Here is a 16,800-nt window from a genome sequence, read left to right as displayed (position 1 = left end):
TGGGCGGGGATGCCGGCCCGCACGGTCCGCCACCGGTCAGCCGAATTGCCGCTCGATCTCGGCCAGTTTCTCCTCCAGGGAGTCCAGACGGGGAATGGTCTGGGTGTCGTCCTCGGCGGTGAGATCCACGGTCCGCCGGGGCCCGTCCGCGGCCGCGGCGCCCTCGGCCTCAGCGCCGGACACGGCCTTGAGGGCCGGACGGGCGCGCACCGGAAGCTCCCCGGTGAGCGGCGGCTCCGCATCGCTGGTTATGGCGGGGTCGGGCCCGGCCACCTCCGCGGAGGCCGTCGCCGCCTGCGCCACCGGCAGCTGCCGACCGCCACCACGGCCCCAGCTGCGGTGCTGCCGGTTGATGGCCTTGATGCGTGCCCGGTCGAGCTTGCCCTGTTCGCGCCTGCGGAGACGGTGCTGCTCCTTCTCGCGCCGGTCCTCGCGGACCTCCTCGACCGCCTCGTCCAGCGTCCGTACGCCCTCCAGCAGCATCAGCGACCAGGCCCCGAAGGTCTCACGGGGAGCGCGCAGCCAGCGGACGATCCGGATCTGCGGCAGCGGACGGGGCACCAGGCCCTGCTCGCGCAGCGCCGCCCGGCGGGTCTGCTTGAGCGCCCGGTCGAAGAGGACCGCCGCCGACAGGGACATCCCGGCGAAGAACTGCGGGGCGCCCGCGTGGTCCAGGCCGCGCGGCGCATGCACCCAGTTGAACCACGCCGCCGCGCCCGCGAACGTCCACACCAGCAGCCGCGAACCGAGCGCCGCATCACCGTGACTGGCCTCCCGCACGGCGAGCACGGAACAGAACATCGCCGCACCGTCGAGCCCGAACGGCACCAGGTACTCCCAGCCCCCGGAGAGGTTGAGGTTCTGCACACCGAAGCCGACCAAACCGTGGAAGGACAGTGCGGCGGCGACCGCCGCACAGCAGAACAACAGCAGATACGAGGCCGAGGCGAAGACCGTCTCCTTGCGTCGCCGGCGCTCCTCGCTCCGTTCCCGGGAGTCCTCACCGGCGGACCGGGCAGCCGCCCGCCTGCCCCGCACCACCAGCGCCGCGGCCACCGGCACCCCGACGAGCAGCAAGACTCCGGGAACCAGCCAGTCCAGCGGTATGTCCGTCATTCTCATTCTGGGATCCCTTTGGCTCGAATACGCGATTTCCGCGACATCCTGGCGGACGCCGTCGCCGTAACCGAGGCATTCGGAATAAGACAACGCCAAGAGGTGCCATGACGCCCCTTGGACTCGAACTTTCTTTCACTGAGCAGGATTTGCGTTCGAGTGGGGTCGCCCTGGTGGATGGCGTGGGGTTCGAGTTGCGAGGCCGGGCGTCGGTTCTTGGCTGCGAAGCCTGCCACGGGGCGGTCTGGTCGAGAGCGGCCGTGTGTCCAATGTGTGACTGCCTCTGGGCGCCTTTGGTAAACGTGATGCTGACCTAATGCTGACTCCCGTGACGGCCTGTCAGACGCAGTTCGATGTGTTCCAGGTGTTCGTGTCGACGGTGGCCGCTCAGGGCGGGCTGGGGTTGTCGCGGATGCTCGTGCTGACTCGCGTGCCGCTGAGGCCGGCTTGCGGCTTTGCCCCGCAGGCGCAGTGCGGACCGTGCTGTTGCGCTCAGGGTGCGCTGTGAAAGCGGCGGTGCAGGTCGCGTACCTGTTCCGCGAGGCCGGGAATCGGGCCCTCCACTATGAGGTCAGGGACGATCGCCTGGATCGGCAGGGTCCGAACCGGAGGTGCGGGAACCCCCAACTCCGCAAGCCAGGAGGCCAGTTGCTCGGAAGAACTCACGTAGACGATGCGACCCAGCCCGACCCAGCCATGTGCGGCAGCGCACATCGGGCAGTGCTCACCGGAGGTGAAGACGGTCGCCGCCGCTCGTTCCCCGGCGGACATGTTCGCCGCGGCCCAGCGCGCCAGCTCGAACTCCGGATGGCGGGTCCGGTCGCCTGAGGCCACACGGTTGTGGTCCTCGGCAACGACGGGCCGGGCCGGCGGACGTCCTCCGGCCACCGGCGAACTGGCGAGCGCCTGCCGGGTGCCTCACGGCACCTCTGGGGGCTTGCCTTGCTGAGCGGGCCGCCTGGGAGAAGTAACTTTCACCCGCTCACCTCAACGCATGACATTTTCCAGGAACTTGGGCCCGGGAAAGTCATCACCATCACGGGAGCGGGCCGGGCTCGTCAGCTCGATGGCGCCGGTGCAGGCCACGCGGTCCGTCACCTGTGCGCAGGCCACGGCCTCTCGCAGGTCCGAGGTGGCCAGCATGGGGCTGACGGCAAGGCCTTCGCGGCCGTGGGTGTGGGAGGTGAGGCGGGCGTCGCGGCCGACCCAGATCGATACCTTCTGTGCGCCGCCGGCGCGTGGCTGCACCTCCGACCAGACGGTTCCGCACGAGGGGCTGAACCGGAGGCGCACGGTGTAGGTGGTGTCCACGAGGGTGCTCTCCGTGCGCGCGTCGCGATTGCAGCCGGGCCGCCACGGATAGCGGCCCTGGCACCGGTGGCCGTGGCATGCGGGGGATGCCTCGCCGTCCGTCCGTGCGGCCCGTGCCGGAATCTCCACGATCGCGGCCGCCGCTCCCATGGTCGCCACCAGCGCCGTCAGCGCCACCAGCGCCCCGACGGTCCGCAGCACCCCGGCGCTGCGCAGGAACGTCCGCATCCACCCGGCGGGTTCCGCCGTGCGGCCGGTGCGTTCCTCCGGGAGGGGAGCCGTGGGCGCCACGGGCGGCGGTGTGGTCACGGGGGCCGTCCGGGCGCGGTACGCGGCGTCGTACACGGCGAGCAACTGCTCCTGATCCGCGCCCGCCACCTGGCCCAGCGCCTCGACCGCGGTGCGCGGTGGCAGCTTCTCGCCGTTGAGGTAGCGGTGCCAGGCGGACTTGCTGTACGGGGTCTTCCTGGCCAGCCCGTCCAGGCTCAGACCGGTCCGTTCCTTGAGGGCGCGCAACTCTTTCGTCAAGCGTTGCGCGTCAGCATCGAGCGTGTCGGGCAGCGGCCGCCAGCGGGACACCTTGTGCGCCTCCCCTCACCACCTGCCTCCGGGCCGGGAGGGTCGCCGCAGCGGTCCCGGCCGGGGATCCGGGGGTGTTTCCTCCCGGATGGCGGAATGTGTACCCACCCCTGGCGGCCGATGACACCCCGCGCGCGCCGAACGGGATATGTCAGCTGAGCGCTTTGTCGTACAGGCGGAAACCACGGCCGCCCGCCGGGCCTTCGACGAACCCCAGGCACAGCCGCGGTGTGCCCCCCTCCCGCCGTACGGCCAGGCCCTCCGGCTCGCGGGGCGCGAGCCCCGGGGCCGTCCGCTCCCGCTGCTGCCACACCACACGTCCGCTCCGCAGATCGATGCGGTACAGCCGGGTGTTGCCGCCCGAGGACGCCGGATTCCCCGTTCCGTACGCACTGCCCAGGAGCTGGTAGGCGTAGGCGCCGTGGACGGCCATGCCCTGGAAGGGCAGGGCGAGGCCGGCGCCCGGCTGGGCGAAGTCGGCCAGCGGGAGGAACCAGCCGGCCCGGAACCGGTCCAGGTCGTACAGGGCGAACCTCGGTATGCCGTCCGTCTTGTACCGCAGCAGGAGTTGCCGGTGCGTCACATCGAGGGCGGGGGCATTGCTGGTGGAGCCGGGGACGGGGTGGCAGGTGCCGAGTCCGCCGCTGTCACGTGCCAGCACCTGCCCGTCCGTGAAGCGGAAGCGGCACACGCCGCGCCCGTAGCCGGACGCCGGGTTGGCGTCCCACTCCGTCCACAGGGTGACGCCGTCCGCGGAGTCCTCCAGCCCGATCGAGCCTCCGTGCCCGAAGCCCTTCAGGTACATGTACCCGGCCGGGGAGCCGTCCAGGGTGAGCCGGTTCAGGCACAGATCACCGTTGCCGACGCGTTGCGCGTGGGAAGGCGCCGTCGCCTCGCCCGCCAGCCGTACCCCGCCCGCCACCACCTGCAGGGCGTAGAGGTGCCCCTTCCGTTCGTCGACGGCGAAGGACTGCAGCACCGTGGCGTGTCGCAGCCGCCCGGCGAGGAACGGCCGGCCCGGCGCGGACAGGGCGGGCAGCTTCCGGCTCGGAGCCGGTGCCGCCAGCGCTCGCCGCGCCGGTACCACGGCAGCGGCCGCCGCGCTCAGCGCGAGGCGGCACACGGCCCTGCGTCCCGGCCCCGGCCCCTGCACGACAGCTGTCTCTGTGACCATCACGCGCTCCAAGAATTCGGACCGGCTGCCCGCCCGCCCCCTCGAACGGGCAGGCAGCCGGCGGTCATTGCGGTGTCACCGCCGAAGGCGGCGTCAGCTGCCGAGGACCCGGCACCACGGGACCGCGCGGAAGGCGTGGATGTAGTGGGCGGAGACAAAGCCCCGGTGGTGCGTGAGCCGGTACCAGCGGTGGTTGCCCCGCACCGAGCCGCCGCGGGTCTTGCACGCGAGGGCCCGCACCCGGCCGGCGCGTACGGTGCCGACCACGCGGTAGGCGGTGTCCGGGCCCGAACGGACGTTCAGACGCGCGTCGTTCGGGGTCACCACGCGGCCGTACGCATGAGTGGTCCTCGTCGTCGCCGTGTCCTGCTGCGCGGAGTACCGGCCGGAAGCGGGGTGCGGACAGGAGTCGGCGAACGCCACCGCGGGGACCATGGCGAGGGCGGCGACCGCGGCGACCACACCGTTGCGCATCATGCGTCGGATCATCGGATTCTCCTCGGGAGATCTGCAGGTTCACCGGAGTGTGGCCCTGCGTCGCTCAGCGTTTCCGACGAGCCGGCCGATGATGTGTCCCAGCCGTCCCAGGGAGAAAGTGGAACGCGCCGGCCCGCCTTGCGGCCGCCGGTCGCCGGCAGTAGTGGCGCCCCGGCCCGTCAGCCGGCCTCAGGACCGGGCGGACGCTCCTGGCCGGCGGCGGCGTGAGTGCCGAGGCGGTGGGCCAGCTCCTGTACAAGGGTGCGCAGTTCCGCGGGGTGTTCGATGACGAACGGGCGGTCCAGAGCGGCCAGTACGGGAGGGATCCAGTCCAGTCGCTCGGCCCGGATCCGGACACGGACCCATCCGGTGGGTTCGCCGGCCGGTGCCGGGCGGGCCGGGCTGTCGGGGTGGGCGCTGCCGGCCGCGGCCGGGTCGGTGTCGGCCGGGTCGGTGCCGTCGGGTGCCGCCGTCACCGGGATCGTGGACAGGGTGGCGATGTCGGCCGGGAGATGGCGGCGGAGGTGCTGGACGCTGTCGTGGACGCGCAGCGACACCGCGTGTTTCCAGGGGGTCCGCGCGAGGCTGTCCAGGACCGTGGTCACCGGGTCGAAGGCCGGCGGGACGGTGAACGAGCCGGGCTGCACGGTGGCGGCGGTGATCCGGTCCAGCCGGAAGGTGCGCACCTCCCCCTCTCCGGCGGCCGGGTCCGCGCCGGTCAGGTACCAGCGTCCGGAGTGCGCCACCAGGCCGTAGGGGAGGACGGTGCGGTCACTGCCGCGGCCCTTCCGGTCGGTGTAGGTGATCGCCACCGGCCGCTGATGGCGTGCGGCCTCGGCAAGTCCCAGCAGCACGCCCGCTTCCGGTGCGGCGGCGGGGCGGGGCCGGGCGGTGAAACCGGCCGTCGCCGGCAGCGCCGCCAGCCGTCGCCCCAGGGCCTTGGGCAGGACGCGCCGGAGTTTCGCCGCGGCGCTCTCGCTCGCCGCGGCGGACGTGGTGACCAGCCCGGCCCGCTGTGCGGCCAGGAGACCGAGCAGAACGGCCAGGGCCTCGTCCTCGGTGAGCATCAGCGGGGGCATCCGGTAGCCCGGGGCGAGCCGGTAGCCGCCGTAGCGGCCACGCACCGAGTCGACGGGCACGCCGAGGTCCAGCAGGTGGCCGGCGTAGCGACGGACGGTGCGTTCGTCGACGCCGAGGCGGGCGGCCAGGTCGGGAACGGTGCGGGTGCCGCCCCCTTGCAGGATCTCCAGCAGGGCGAGCACCCGAGTGGTCGATGTGGTCACTCCGGCAAGTCTGCTGCATATACCGGGCGGGTTCTGTCCGGTATGGGTCCTAGCGTTCGAGGTGTTCCTTCATCCCGCGTCACTTCTGACCGGTGTGTCACTTCTGCGCGTCACGTCTGACAGACGCGTCCCTTCTGACAGGAAGTCCCCTGATGAACCTGGTTTCGCTCCGTGTGATCACCCGTGACGTCGCTCGCCTCGTCGCGTTCTACGAACAGGTCACCGGCGTTGCGGCGACATGGTCGACCCCCGAGTTCGCCGAGCTCGTGACGGGGTCGGGCACGCTCGCGCTCGCCTCCGAGCGCACGGTGGCGCTGTTCGGCGCCGGCAGTGCCGAGCCGGCCGCCAACCGCACGGTGATCACCGAGTTCCGCGTCGCCGATGTCGACGCGGAGTACGCGCGTCTGACGTCTCTCTGCGAGGAGTTCGTCCAGAAGCCGACGACGATGCCGTGGGGCAACCGCTCGCTCCTCTTCCGGGACCCCGACGGGAATCTGATCAACCTCTTCACGCCCGTCACCCCCGAGGCCGTGCAGCGGCAGGAGCGCTGAGGGGCAGCCCTCAGGAGTCGTCCACCACGCGGCCGGGCGTGGATAGCACCGCACGGGGCGGGTACCGGGCAGACCGAAGATGCCGGACGGGGCAAACCCTTGAGGAAGCGGAGGACTGGCGTGGCCGATGGTGTCGTCGAGCGGCGGAAGGAGCCGGCCGGACAAGGCCGGCTCTCCAGGACGGCGCAGTGGTGGCGGCGGGCCCTGGGCTCGGAGGGGTACGAGCGCCACACGGTGCTGCTGGTCGGCAAGAGCACCGTGGCCGCCACGCTCGCCTGGGTCGTCTCTTTCTACGTCCTGAACGCACAGTCACCGGCCTTCGCGCCGTTCTCGGCGGTGCTGATCATGCAGGTGACCGTGTACCAGTCACTGCTGCAGTCCTCCCGGTATGTGGCTGCCGTGGCGGTGGGCGTCGCGGTGCAGGCGGCGCTGGGCTTTCTCGGCGGCCCTGAGCTGCTGACCTTTGCGCTGGTGGCGCTGGTGGCGCTCGCCCTCGGCCGGTGGCCGGCGCTCGGCGCGCAAGGCTCCCAGGTGGCCACCGCGGCGTTCTTCGCCTTCTCCACCTATGTCTCCGCGACCTCGGACCTGGAGAAGGTCACCCAGCTCGGGCAGATCATCCTGCTGGTCCTCATCGGCTGCGGAATCGGCATCCTGATCAACGTCGCCGTGGTGCCGCCCCTGCGCTACCGCAGCGCCGAGCACGGTATCCACACCCTGGCCCGTGCGCTGTGCGACCTGGTCGGCGACATGCACCCGGCGCTGCGCGCGCACGAGGTCGACAAGGAGCGCACCGGACGGTGGCGGGGCCGGGCCCAGCGGACGGAAGGGCTGGTCACCCAGGCGAGGGCAGGCCTGCACACCGCGCAGGAGAGCCTGCACTACAACCCGCGCCGGCTGCTCCGCCGCCACCGCGGGCGTACCGGCTTCGCGGGCTACGACGCGGTGCTGGCGGCGTTGGAGCGCGTGCTGTACCAAATGGGGTCCCTGACGCGGAGCCTGGACCGGTGGAGCGAGGACGAGAGCAGCCCCCGCTACCGGTCCTTCCTGGAGTGCTACGCCGACTTCCTGGCCTCCGTCTCCGAGATCACCGAGGTCCTGGCCGGGCTCGACGAGGACAAGCTGAACGACCAGGCTCCGCAGCTGTGCCGGCTGGCGGACCGGGCCCAGCAGTGCCGCCGGCGCGTGACCGACCAGGCCGAGCGGGACGGCCTGCCGCTCGCCGACCCGGCCCGCCCCTACGGCGTACTGGTCATCGAGGCGACCCGCCTCATGGAGGAGTTCCAGCACACCTGTGACGTTCTCCAGCACCACGTGGACCACTGACGGCGGTCGCGCCGGGCTCCCGCGGCCCCCGGAGGACACCCCCTACGGCCTCTTCCACTCCACTTCGCCCGCCGGCCCGGGTACCACGGCCGTCGCGGGGCACACGCCTCTACGTCGACGAGACCGCTGGAGCGGTCGGTCCCCGTGGAGCACAGGGAGAGGAAGACGCGTGTCGGTCAAGGTTTCTGATTACGTCCTGCGACGGCTGCGGGAATGGGGCGTCGAACACATCTTCGCCTACGCCGGTGACGGCATCAACGGGCTGCTGGCCGCCTGGGAACGCGCGGACAACAAGCCGGTGTTCGTCCAGGCGCGGCACGAGGAGATGGCCGCGTTCGAGGCCGTCGGGTACGCGAAGTTCTCCGGCAGGGCCGGGGTGTGCGCGGCGACGTCCGGACCCGGTGCGATCCATCTGCTCAACGGCCTCTACGACGCGAAGCTCGACCACGTGCCGGTGGTGGCGATCGTCGGACAGACGCACCGCAGCGCGATGGGCGGCTCCTACCAGCAAGAAGTCGACCTGATGAGCCTCTACAAGGACGTCGCCTCCGACTTCTGTGAGACGGTCACCGTCCCCGAGCAGCTGCCCAACGTCCTCGACCGCGCCCTGCGCACCGCGTACGCGCGGCGGACCGTGACCGCGGTGATCCTTCCCGCCGATGTGCAGGAGCTGGACTACAGCCCGCCCACGCACGCCTTCAAGATGGTCCCTTCCAGCCTCGGGGTCGCCTCTTACGCGCCCGTCCCGGCGGAGGACGACCTCACCAGGGCCGCCGAGGTGCTGAACTCCGGGAAGAAGGTGGCCGTGTTGATCGGTCAGGGCGCACGTGGCGCCCGGGCCGAGGTCGAGGAACTGGCCGATGTCCTCGGCGCCGGTGTGGCCAAGGCCCTCCTGGGCAAGGACGCGCTGTCCGACGAACTGCCGTATGTGACCGGTGCGATCGGTCTGCTCGGCACCCGCCCCTCCTATGAGCTGATGCGGGACTGCGACACCCTGCTGGTCGTGGGCTCCAGCTTCCCCTATTCGCAGTTCCTGCCGGAGTTCGGCAAGGCCCGCGCCGTCCAGATCGACATCGACCCGCACATGGTGGGCCTGCGCTATCCCTTCGAGGTCAATCTCGTCGGGGACGCACGCGCGACCCTCAAGGCACTGCTGCCGCAGCTCACCCGCAAAAAGCACGGAGCATGGCGGAAGAAGATCGAGAAGGACACGGCCCGCTGGTGGGAGGTGATGGAGGGGCGCGCCGCGGTGGACGCGGAACCGATCAATCCCGAATACGTCGTGCACGCCCTGGACGCCCTTCTGCCGGACGACGTCATCCTGGCCGCCGACTCCGGCTCGGCCGCCAACTGGTACGCACGGCACCTGCGCATGCGCGGCACGATGCGCGGTTCCCTCTCCGGCACCCTCGCGACCATGGGGCCGGGCGTGCCCTACGTCATCGGCGCCAAGTTCGCCCACCCCGAGCGGCCCGCCCTGGCGATCGTCGGTGACGGCGCCATGCAGATGAACGGCATGGCCGAACTCATCACCGCCGCCAAATACTGGCCGGACTGGGAGGACCCACGGCTGGTCATCGCGGTGCTCAACAACCTGGACCTCAACCAGGTGACATGGGAGATGCGGTCCATGTCGGGTGCCCCGCAGTTCCTGCCCTCACAGGCGCTGCCGGACGTGCCCTACGCCGATTTCGCCCGCTCCATCGGACTCGGCGGAGCCCGGGTGGAGAAGCCCGGCGAGGTCGAAGGGGCATGGCGCACGGCCCTGGCCGCCGACCGGCCGTTCGTGCTCGACTTCCGTACCGATCCGGCCGTACCGCCGATCCCCCCGCACGCCGAACTCGACCAGATCGAGGCCACGGCAGCCGCCATCGTCAAGGGCGACAGCGACCGCGGCGGCATGATCCGCCAGGGGATCAAGGCCAAGATCCAGGAAATGCTGCCCGGTCACCACCACAGGGACGGCCGGCCCGCGGGGCAGGACGACACGTAGCGGCCGGACCCTCGGGAACTCGAAAGGAAGAGCGGTCAGCTCGCTATGTACCGGCTGATATTCCTCGCGACCGTCCTCCTCGCCGCGACGGCGTCGGTGGTCCTGGCATCGGTGGTGTCCGTCTGGTGGTGGCTGCCGGCGGGCGTGCTGCTGTTGTTGGCGGCGACTGGGGTGTGGGACCTGCTGCAGCGCCGGCACTCGGTGCTGCGCAACTATCCGGTGCTGGGGCATCTGCGCTACCTGCTGGAGTCCGTCCGCCCGGAGTTGCAGCAGTACTTCGTCGAGCGCAATACCGACGGCCGCCCCTACGACCGCGACGTACGCAGCATCGTCTATCAGCGGGCCAAGGGCACCGAGGCCGAAGAGGCATTCGGCACCGAACGCGAGGTCTATGAGCCCGGTGCGGAATTCCTGGTGCCCTCCATGGTCCCGCGGCCGGTGCCCGAGCAGGCCCCGGTGGTCCGGGTCGGCGGACCCGGCTGCACGCGGCCCTATGACATGGCACTGCTCAATGTCTCCGCGATGAGCTTCGGTTCGCTCTCGTCCCGCGCGATCCTCGCCCTCAACCGCGGAGCGGCCGAGGGCGCCTTCGCTCACGACACGGGCGAAGGCGGCCTCTCGGAATACCATCTGCGCCACGGTGGGGACCTGATCTGGGAGATCGGCACGGGGTACTTCGGATGCCGGACGGCGGACGGCGCATTCGACGAGCGGGAGTTCGCCGCCAAAGCAGCTCATGCGCACGTGAAGTGCGTTTCTCTGAAGCTTTCCCAAGGGGCCAAGCCCGGCATCGGGGGAGTGCTCCCGGGAGGCAAGGTCAATGCCGAGATCGCCCGGGTGCGCGAGGTGCCCGAAGGGCGGACCGTCATCTCCCCGCCCTACCACCGGGTATTCGGCACCCCACGAGAGCTGGTCCGGTTCCTCGCCCGGATGCGGGACCTGGCCGGCGGCAAACCGGCGGGGTTCAAGCTGTGCGTCGGCTCGCGCCGGCAGTTTCTCGCGGTCTGCAAGGCGATGCTCGAAGAGGACGTCACGCCGGACTTCATCGTCGTCGACGGCGCCGAGGGCGGCACCGGGGCCGCTCCGCTGGAGTTCGCGGACCACCTGGGAAGCCCGCTCACGGAGGGCCTGATCACCGTCCACAACGCCCTGGTCGGCACGGGGCTGCGGGACCGCATCAAGATCGGGGCCAGCGGCAAGGTCGCCACCGGCAGCGACCTGGTCAAACGGCTGCTCCAAGGCGCCGACTACACCAACGCCGCCCGCGCGATGATGTTCGCCGTCGGGTGCATCCAGGCCCAGCGGTGCCACACCAACACCTGCCCGGTCGGCGTGACCACCCAGGACCCGCGGCGGGCCCGGGCACTGGACGTGGCGGACAAATCCGCACGGGTCCGGCGCTACCAGGAGGCCACCGTCCGCAGCGCCCTGCAGATCATGGCCGCCATGGGCGTACGGGACGCCGCCGAACTGGCTCCCCACCAGCTGCGCCGCCGGCTCGATCCCCACACCGTCCGTTCCTACGCGGAGCTCTACGACTGGCTCGCCCCCGGCCGGCTCCTGGCGGGCCCTCCGCAGGACTGGCGGGCGGACTGGGAGGCGGCCGACCCCGACCGCTTCACGATCTGACGAAGCCCGGTAGTGCCGCGTCGCCCGTCCCCCAGCGGCCCCTCTCCGCTCGGGCGAGCCCGTGCTTGCCTGCCGGTGCGCCGGGTACGCGCTCCGCAGGAGGGATCTGTTCATGGCTATGTCGGATGTGCACGCACAGGTGGCCGCCCGGTCCGGGGCGAGTTCCGCCCTGCTCACGATCGTGGGAGTCCTCGTCGTCGTCCTGCTGATCGGGGCCTTCGCCTGGGGGCGCCGGGCCAGGTCCCGGGAGCCGGGCCCGCCCCGGCCCGAGGAGCAGCCCCGGCTGCCGCACGGCTCGGCGGCCGGTGACGTGGTGGAGCGCCGGGAACCCGATGACCTCCCACGGACGTCCCGGCGGCGGAAGCCGCACGAGCTGAAGGGGAACGGGATCGAGTCCCGCCCCGCCTCCGGCCGCCGGGACCGGACACGCTGAACCCCGGATCCGAAGGCCCCGGTGTCAGTGCAGCCCCTGGGTGTCCGGTCTGCCGGAGCCGCCGTCCGGCCCCTCGTGACCGCTTCCTGCGGCCCGTTCCTCCAGGAAGCGTTCGCTCTCCCAGGTGAGGGCGTGTTCGATCTGGATGAAGTTCAGCCCCGTCACATCGGCGAGTTCTTCCTCGTCGAGGTCGGGCTGGGCGCGCAGGGCGCGGTCGATCTTTCCCGCCCAGAGTTCTTCCTTGACGAACGGCCGCCGGCGGTAGCGCTGCCGGAGCTGGTCGAGATGGCCGGGGCTGCAGGCCGCCAGGAGCCGGTCACCGTCCTGCTCCGAGTCGTACGGGTGGATCCAGGAGGAGTCGCGGACCCGGCCGGAGACCTGCGAGGTCCGGTGGATGGCCGTGCCGCACAGTTCGCACACCCGCGGATGCGGTGTGGCCGTCGGTTCGCCGCTGTTGTCGTGCATTGCTGTCCTGGCCGTTCTCTCTGTCAGGGCATTGGCTCACGGTGCCGCGGATGACGGGCCCGGTGGGCCGGGTGAGCGGCCGGGGTCCTTGCGAGGCTCCCCATGGGGTCCTGAGGCTTCCCGCGGGAGCGGCCGTCGTTGTTCTGCTGCCCGGCCTGTGGCACCTCCACGGTCGGGCGCCCTCTCCACTTCACGCCGAAACGACCGCGCGCGCGACACGGGAGGGCCGACCAGGGCATCGGGGCCCGCCCCGCGGTACGGCTCCGGGCATCGCAGCGGGAACCGGGGTGGCTGGAGACGGCGCCGGTGCGGACCGTCGTGCGGGTGCGCACGGGGAGCGGCGATGAGGGCCCTGACCTGGGCCGGAAGGCGCGAGGTGAGATACGCATCGACACCGTTCCCGGCCCGCGGACCGAGGAGCCGGCAGCTCTCAGACGACCAGTGCTCCCAGGAGGGCCACGCCCGCCAGGAACCAGGCGACATAGTCGCCCACATGACCGGAGTGCAGCCGCCGCAGTGGGGTGAACCAGCGTGCCGGTTCGCCGGCCGGCCGCCGTACGGCCCGGACCGCGAGCGCCGCGGCCAGGGCGGTGGACAGCAGGCCCCACAGCACGCCGGCTGCCGTCCAGTGCGGCGTGGGGGCGGCCGCGGGCTGCGCCGGCCGGCCGTACAGAACGGCCGAGAGGTAGGCACGGTGGTCGGTGAAGAAATCGGCGGCGTGCCCCACGCCGGTGCGCAGGCCCGGCACGAGTCCCACCGCGAGGGCTCCGGCGAGCAGGAGCGCCGGGACCGCGAGCATGGATTCCGGGATGCGGGTCAGGTGCCCGCCGCGGGTCTCCGGTTCCTCCGCCTTGCCCGTGGTCTCTTCCGGGGCGTCGGGCGGACGGGTGCCGAGACCGAGGAACACCCGGGCCCCGGCCCGTAGCACGGCGCCGCCGGTGACCGCCGAGGCCAGGACGAACAGCGCGGTCACCCAGCCCCCCGCGGCCTCCTCGGTGACCGCCTTGCCCAGCGCGGTGCCGAACGGGGGCAGCCCGGCAAGGGCCGCCCCGCCGAGGGCGAACATGACGCCTACCCAGGGCAACTCCCGTCCCCTGCCGTGCAGTTGGTGCTCGTCGACGCTGCCGTAGCGGTCCAGCAGGATTCCCGTACAGGCGAACAGCGCCGCCTTGACGCCGGCGTGCGCCAGCACATACACGGCGACTCCGCCGCTCCCCTCCGGGCCCAGCTGTGCCAGGCCGGCCAGGAACAGCCCGGTGTGCGCCACCGTGGAGTAGGCGAGCAGGCGCTTGAGGTGGCGCTGCTGCCAGCACATCACCGAGCCCAGCAGGGCCGTCACGGCGCCCAGGGTCAGCAGCGCCCGGTGCACGTCCGGAGCCGGGATGCCGCCGGGGCCGGCGAAGACGGTCCAGTAGACCCGGGCCGTCCCGTACACGCCCAGTTCGACCATCACCCCCGACAGGAGCATGCACACCGGAGTCGGCGCCACCGCGTGCGCGTCGGCGAGCCAGAAGTGGAACGGCACCGCGGCGGCCTTGACGAGCAGCCCGGTGGTGATGAGGACGAAGGCGGCGATCACCAGGGCGTCGGGACCACCACCGGCCCGCGCGTCGAGCGCCCGGCCGATCTGCGCGAGGCCCAGTTCGCCGGTCCGGGCGTAGAGCAGGGCGATGCCCGACAACATGGCGTACGCGCCCAGGGAGTTGACGATCCCGAACACCAGCCCGCCCTGAACGGCGCGGGCCTCCTCGACCCGGTAGCCGGTCAGCGCGTACGCGACCACGCTCATCAACTCGAAGAAGACGAAGGCGTTGAAGAGGTCGCCGGTCAGGACGAAGCCGCACATGCCCGCCTGGAAGAGCAGCACGAGTCCGGGGAAGGAGCCGGCATGGCGGTGCGGGGGTTCGTCGAAGTACCGCCAGGCGTAGGCGAGCGAGGCCACCGCCAGCAGCGAGACCAGTGTGGCGAGCCCGAGGCCGATCCGGTCGCCGACCAGCACGATGCCCACGCTCACTCCGTGATGCGGCTGCCAGCCCCCCACCCACTCGACGGGCAGCGCCCGGGACCACGGGGTGGCGGCCGCGGCGAACAGGGCCAGGGCCGCGGCCCCCGCGGCGAACGACAGGGCCAGCACCTCGGCGGCGTACCGCGGCAGCCGCCGCCCCGCTCCCACCAGCACCGCGGCGCCGAACAGCAACACGGCCACGATCAGCGGCAGACTCCGCGCGGCGGTCACCCCCGCAGCTCCGAGAGCTCGTCGGGATCCACTGTCCGGTGCCGCTTGGCGGTCTGGAGCACCAGGGAGAGCAACAGCGCGGTGACGGTCGCCCCGATGACGATGTCGGTAAGGGTGAGGGCCTGGACGACGGGGTCCACGACCGGGCGCGAGCCAGGGGCGATATCGGAGAAGACCGGCGCGGTGCCGCCCTTGCGGTAGCCGATGGCGAGCAGCAGCACATAGGTCGAGGCCTGGCAGACCGCGAGGCAGCCCACCGCGTGAATGAGGTTGCGGCTGGTGGCCAGCCCGTAGCAGCCGACCAGGAACAGCCATCCCGCCAGCACATACGGCAGTACGTTCACGCCGTACCCTCCGTCCCGGCGTCCCGTGGTTCCTCTTCGATCTCCACCGCCTGGTCCAGGAAACGGGCCAGCAGGACCACGACACCGGCCGCCACCTCCACCCCGATCGCGGCATTGAGCAGGGGGACGGTGCCGCCGGAGGCGAGGGTGTTGAAGGTGCCCCAGGGCAGGAAGTTGGTCAGGAAGGCCGCACCGGTCAGCAGTGCGGCGGCCCCCAGCAGGAGGTAGCCGGCCTCGCCCGCGGCGTCCGCCACCTCGTACCGGCCGACCGGGCGGATCCGCTCCAGCGCCCGGTAGTCCACGGCGATGTAGAGCAGGTGCAGGGAGGTCGCCACCACCACGCCGCCCTGGAAGCCGCCGCCGGGGCTGAGCTGGCCGTGGGCGACGACGTACAGCCCGATGAGCAGGGTGACCGGCAGGGCGAGCAGCGCGTAACGGCGCACCTGCGGGGCCACCGGGACCGGCCGCGGCGGACGCCGGTCCTCGTCCCGGGTCTGCCGCAGCAGCACCACGGTGCCCAGGACGGAGCCGAAGAGGATGGATTCCTCGCCGAGGGTGTCCAGCGCCCGCTGGTCGAAGTTGACCGAGGAAACGGTGTTGGCGGTGTGCCGGGCGAGGGCGGCGTCCACCGCCCGGTCACCGTAGGGGTGCCACGCCCCGCCGAACGCGGGCAGAGCGCGACAGGCCAGCAGGTACAGGACGGCCGTCCCCAGGCCCCCGGCGAGCAGCACCCACAGGCGCATCCGTGTGCTCACCCGGACTCCTCCTGCCGCTCGCCGCGGGCCTTGCGGCGCACCGTGCGTACGGTCAGCAGCACCATCAGCGGTGTCAGCACGGAGCCGACCGCGAGCTGGGAGAGCGCGACATCGGGCGCCTGCAGCAGCAGGAACAGCGTGGCGAGCGCCAGGCCGAACAGCGACATCACAAAGGACTGCCGTACGGGGTCGCGTACCAGCACGGTCCCGGTCCCGGCCGCGGCCACCCACAGCAGACCGAGCAGCAGCGGCAGATCGTCAGCCATCGTGTGGTCCCTCCGTCGGGGCGCCGGGCCCGGCCGTGGCGGCGGCGTGCACCGCGCGGTTGGTGCCCCAGCTGCCGAGCACCAACAGGGCCCCGATGACCAGGAGTTTCCCCAGGGCCCGGCCGGGGCCGGTGACGAGGCACAGGGGCAGCAGCACCGCCGGCACCGCCAGGTAGTTCAGGGCCGTCACCGCACGCAGCGCATCCGGCCGCGGCGGCCGGTCCGCCAACTGGCCGGCGAGCAGCCGTACATAGAGCAGGGTCCCGGCCGGTCCGAGCACCGCGAGCACCAAGGCGGTATCGGTGTAGGCCGTGCGGTGAAAGCCCTGGGCCAGCAGGAGGAAGACCAGGCACAGAAGGGTGCCGGTCAGGTTCTGTGCGGGCACCCGGCGGCGGACCGGGCCGCTCGCCGCGGCCCACGCGGCCGGCGCCACCATGCAGAGCAGCAGCGTGGCGCCCGCGGCCATCCAGGCGTTCACCGGGCACCCGCGGCGCGCCGGGCGCGGCACGCGACGGCCGCCGCGATCAGTCCGGCACCGGCTCCGACCAGCCACTCCAGGGTGTCCACGGGGCCGATCAGCACCACCCACAGCAGCGTCAATGCCGCCCACCACAGAAGCAGTTCGGCACCCGTCGCCAGCCGTCGCGCCACCGTGTACACACCTCCCGCCGACCGGTTACCCGGCCCACAGGCTCACATGCGCCGGCCCGGAGCCCCCGTCACCGCGCCGCGGATTACCTCCGTCGGGGGTGCGGCAGGCCGGCACCGGACGCGCCGCCGGCGACGGCCCCGGACCGTGGCCGTCGGCCGGAACCCCTGGGCCACCCGCGCGCTCCCGCCTCGCTCACCTCCGGGCGCCTTCGGC

The 16,800-nt window shown here is 72.0% G+C and carries 17 protein-coding genes and 1 pseudogene; 5 read left to right on the top strand and 13 right to left on the bottom strand.

Annotated features, from left to right (window positions below; all coding sequences use genetic code 11):
• Window positions 1-36: 36 nt before the first annotated feature.
• The 6 genes and pseudogenes from ABZ851_RS28650 to ABZ851_RS28625 all read right to left on the bottom strand — a co-directional run bounded on the left by ABZ851_RS28650 (window position 37) and on the right by ABZ851_RS28625 (window position 5,940).
• On the bottom strand, window positions 37-1,122 hold the full coding sequence (locus ABZ851_RS28650; RefSeq protein WP_361133353.1) for a DUF2637 domain-containing protein: 1,086 nt from the start codon (window positions 1,120-1,122) through the stop codon (window positions 37-39).
• Window positions 1,123-1,608: 486 nt separating this feature from the next.
• A pseudogene (locus ABZ851_RS28645) lies at window positions 1,609-1,974 on the bottom strand (nucleoside deaminase); the annotation flags it as partial.
• 129 nt (window positions 1,975-2,103) lie between these two features.
• Window positions 2,104-2,955 carry a helix-turn-helix domain-containing protein gene (locus tag ABZ851_RS28640; RefSeq protein ID WP_361133350.1) on the bottom strand — a complete coding sequence of 284 codons (852 nt, stop codon included), beginning with the start codon at window positions 2,953-2,955 and terminating at the stop codon, window positions 2,104-2,106.
• 202 nt (window positions 2,956-3,157) lie between these two features.
• On the bottom strand, window positions 3,158-4,180 hold the full coding sequence (locus ABZ851_RS28635) for a teichoic acid biosynthesis protein C (protein ID WP_361133347.1): 1,023 nt from the start codon (window positions 4,178-4,180) through the stop codon (window positions 3,158-3,160).
• A 93-nt stretch (window positions 4,181-4,273) separates the two neighbouring features.
• Complete coding sequence (locus ABZ851_RS28630) at window positions 4,274-4,669, bottom strand: SH3 domain-containing protein (protein ID WP_361133344.1); 396 nt, start codon at window positions 4,667-4,669, stop codon at window positions 4,274-4,276.
• Between the two features lie 167 nt (window positions 4,670-4,836).
• Complete coding sequence (locus ABZ851_RS28625; RefSeq protein ID WP_361133341.1) at window positions 4,837-5,940, bottom strand: WYL domain-containing protein; 1,104 nt, start codon at window positions 5,938-5,940, stop codon at window positions 4,837-4,839.
• A gap of 152 nt (window positions 5,941-6,092) precedes the next feature.
• Here ABZ851_RS28625 and ABZ851_RS28620 point away from each other — a divergent pair, with 152 nt between their 5' ends.
• The 5 genes from ABZ851_RS28620 to ABZ851_RS28600 all read left to right on the top strand — a co-directional run bounded on the left by ABZ851_RS28620 (window position 6,093) and on the right by ABZ851_RS28600 (window position 11,869).
• On the top strand, window positions 6,093-6,491 hold the full coding sequence (locus tag ABZ851_RS28620; protein WP_361133338.1) for a VOC family protein: 399 nt from the start codon (window positions 6,093-6,095) through the stop codon (window positions 6,489-6,491).
• 120 nt (window positions 6,492-6,611) lie between these two features.
• Window positions 6,612-7,814: an aromatic acid exporter family protein gene (locus ABZ851_RS28615; RefSeq protein WP_361133335.1), complete on the top strand. Its 1,203-nt coding sequence runs from the start codon at window positions 6,612-6,614 to the stop codon at window positions 7,812-7,814.
• A 169-nt stretch (window positions 7,815-7,983) separates the two neighbouring features.
• Entirely contained in the window at window positions 7,984-9,807 is a 1,824-nt protein-coding gene (locus tag ABZ851_RS28610; RefSeq protein WP_361133333.1) for a thiamine pyrophosphate-requiring protein, read from the top strand.
• A gap of 45 nt (window positions 9,808-9,852) precedes the next feature.
• Window positions 9,853-11,436: an FMN-binding glutamate synthase family protein gene (locus tag ABZ851_RS28605; RefSeq protein ID WP_361133330.1), complete on the top strand. Its 1,584-nt coding sequence runs from the start codon at window positions 9,853-9,855 to the stop codon at window positions 11,434-11,436.
• A 112-nt stretch (window positions 11,437-11,548) separates the two neighbouring features.
• The gene (locus tag ABZ851_RS28600; protein ID WP_361133327.1) at window positions 11,549-11,869 is read left to right on the top strand and encodes a DUF6479 family protein; all 321 of its coding nucleotides are present in this window, start codon (window positions 11,549-11,551) and stop codon (window positions 11,867-11,869) included.
• 24 nt (window positions 11,870-11,893) lie between these two features.
• Here the strand turns inward: ABZ851_RS28600 and ABZ851_RS28595 are convergent, their stop codons facing one another.
• The 7 genes from ABZ851_RS28595 to ABZ851_RS28565 all read right to left on the bottom strand — a co-directional run bounded on the left by ABZ851_RS28595 (window position 11,894) and on the right by ABZ851_RS28565 (window position 16,586).
• Window positions 11,894-12,334, bottom strand: coding sequence for a hypothetical protein (locus ABZ851_RS28595; protein WP_361133324.1), 441 nt, complete (start codon window positions 12,332-12,334; stop codon window positions 11,894-11,896).
• A gap of 430 nt (window positions 12,335-12,764) precedes the next feature.
• Window positions 12,765-14,570 (bottom strand): complex I subunit 5 family protein, encoded by a 1,806-nt coding sequence (locus tag ABZ851_RS28590; RefSeq protein WP_361133321.1) that lies wholly within the window; start codon window positions 14,568-14,570, stop codon window positions 12,765-12,767.
• Window positions 14,567-14,914, bottom strand: a complete 348-nt coding sequence (locus tag ABZ851_RS28585) for a sodium:proton antiporter (protein ID WP_361133318.1) — start codon at window positions 14,912-14,914, stop codon at window positions 14,567-14,569. The genes ABZ851_RS28590 and ABZ851_RS28585 overlap by 4 nt, the downstream gene beginning before the upstream one ends.
• The gene (locus ABZ851_RS28580) at window positions 14,911-15,669 is read right to left on the bottom strand and encodes an MnhB domain-containing protein (protein ID WP_361133315.1); all 759 of its coding nucleotides are present in this window, start codon (window positions 15,667-15,669) and stop codon (window positions 14,911-14,913) included. The genes ABZ851_RS28585 and ABZ851_RS28580 overlap by 4 nt, the downstream gene beginning before the upstream one ends.
• Window positions 15,666-15,935 carry a DUF4040 domain-containing protein gene (locus ABZ851_RS28575; RefSeq protein WP_361133312.1) on the bottom strand — a complete coding sequence of 90 codons (270 nt, stop codon included), beginning with the start codon at window positions 15,933-15,935 and terminating at the stop codon, window positions 15,666-15,668. The genes ABZ851_RS28580 and ABZ851_RS28575 overlap by 4 nt, the downstream gene beginning before the upstream one ends.
• Window positions 15,928-16,413, bottom strand: coding sequence for a monovalent cation/H+ antiporter complex subunit F (locus ABZ851_RS28570; RefSeq protein WP_361133309.1), 486 nt, complete (start codon window positions 16,411-16,413; stop codon window positions 15,928-15,930). The genes ABZ851_RS28575 and ABZ851_RS28570 overlap by 8 nt, the downstream gene beginning before the upstream one ends.
• The gene (locus ABZ851_RS28565) at window positions 16,410-16,586 is read right to left on the bottom strand and encodes a hypothetical protein (protein ID WP_361133306.1); all 177 of its coding nucleotides are present in this window, start codon (window positions 16,584-16,586) and stop codon (window positions 16,410-16,412) included. Before ABZ851_RS28565 ends, ABZ851_RS28570 begins: the two co-directional genes overlap by 4 nt.
• Between the last annotated feature and the right edge of the window lie 214 nt (window positions 16,587-16,800).

Origin of the sequence: Streptomyces sp. NPDC047049 (assembly GCF_040643995.1) — a bacterium.
GTDB lineage: Bacteria > Actinomycetota > Actinomycetes > Streptomycetales > Streptomycetaceae > Streptomyces > Streptomyces mooreae.
The sequence above is the reverse complement of the archived record's forward strand: the minus strand, read 5'-3'. Positions and strand labels throughout refer to the sequence as shown.

Excerpts from the sequence above, each read along its gene's own strand:
- ABZ851_RS28650 (WP_361133353.1), bottom strand. The coding sequence starts at position 1,122 with ATGAGAATGACGGACATACCGCTGGACTGGCTGGTTCCCGGAGTCTTG.
- ABZ851_RS28620 (WP_361133338.1), top strand. The coding sequence starts at position 6,093 with ATGAACCTGGTTTCGCTCCGTGTGATCACCCGTGACGTCGCTCGCCTC.
- ABZ851_RS28630 (WP_361133344.1), bottom strand. The coding sequence starts at position 4,669 with ATGATCCGACGCATGATGCGCAACGGTGTGGTCGCCGCGGTCGCCGCC.
- ABZ851_RS28575 (WP_361133312.1), bottom strand. The coding sequence starts at position 15,935 with ATGGCTGACGATCTGCCGCTGCTGCTCGGTCTGCTGTGGGTGGCCGCG.
- ABZ851_RS28635 (WP_361133347.1), bottom strand. The coding sequence starts at position 4,180 with ATGGTCACAGAGACAGCTGTCGTGCAGGGGCCGGGGCCGGGACGCAGG.
- ABZ851_RS28600 (WP_361133327.1), top strand. The coding sequence starts at position 11,549 with ATGGCTATGTCGGATGTGCACGCACAGGTGGCCGCCCGGTCCGGGGCG.
- ABZ851_RS28605 (WP_361133330.1), top strand. The coding sequence starts at position 9,853 with ATGTACCGGCTGATATTCCTCGCGACCGTCCTCCTCGCCGCGACGGCG.
- ABZ851_RS28595 (WP_361133324.1), bottom strand. The coding sequence starts at position 12,334 with ATGCACGACAACAGCGGCGAACCGACGGCCACACCGCATCCGCGGGTG.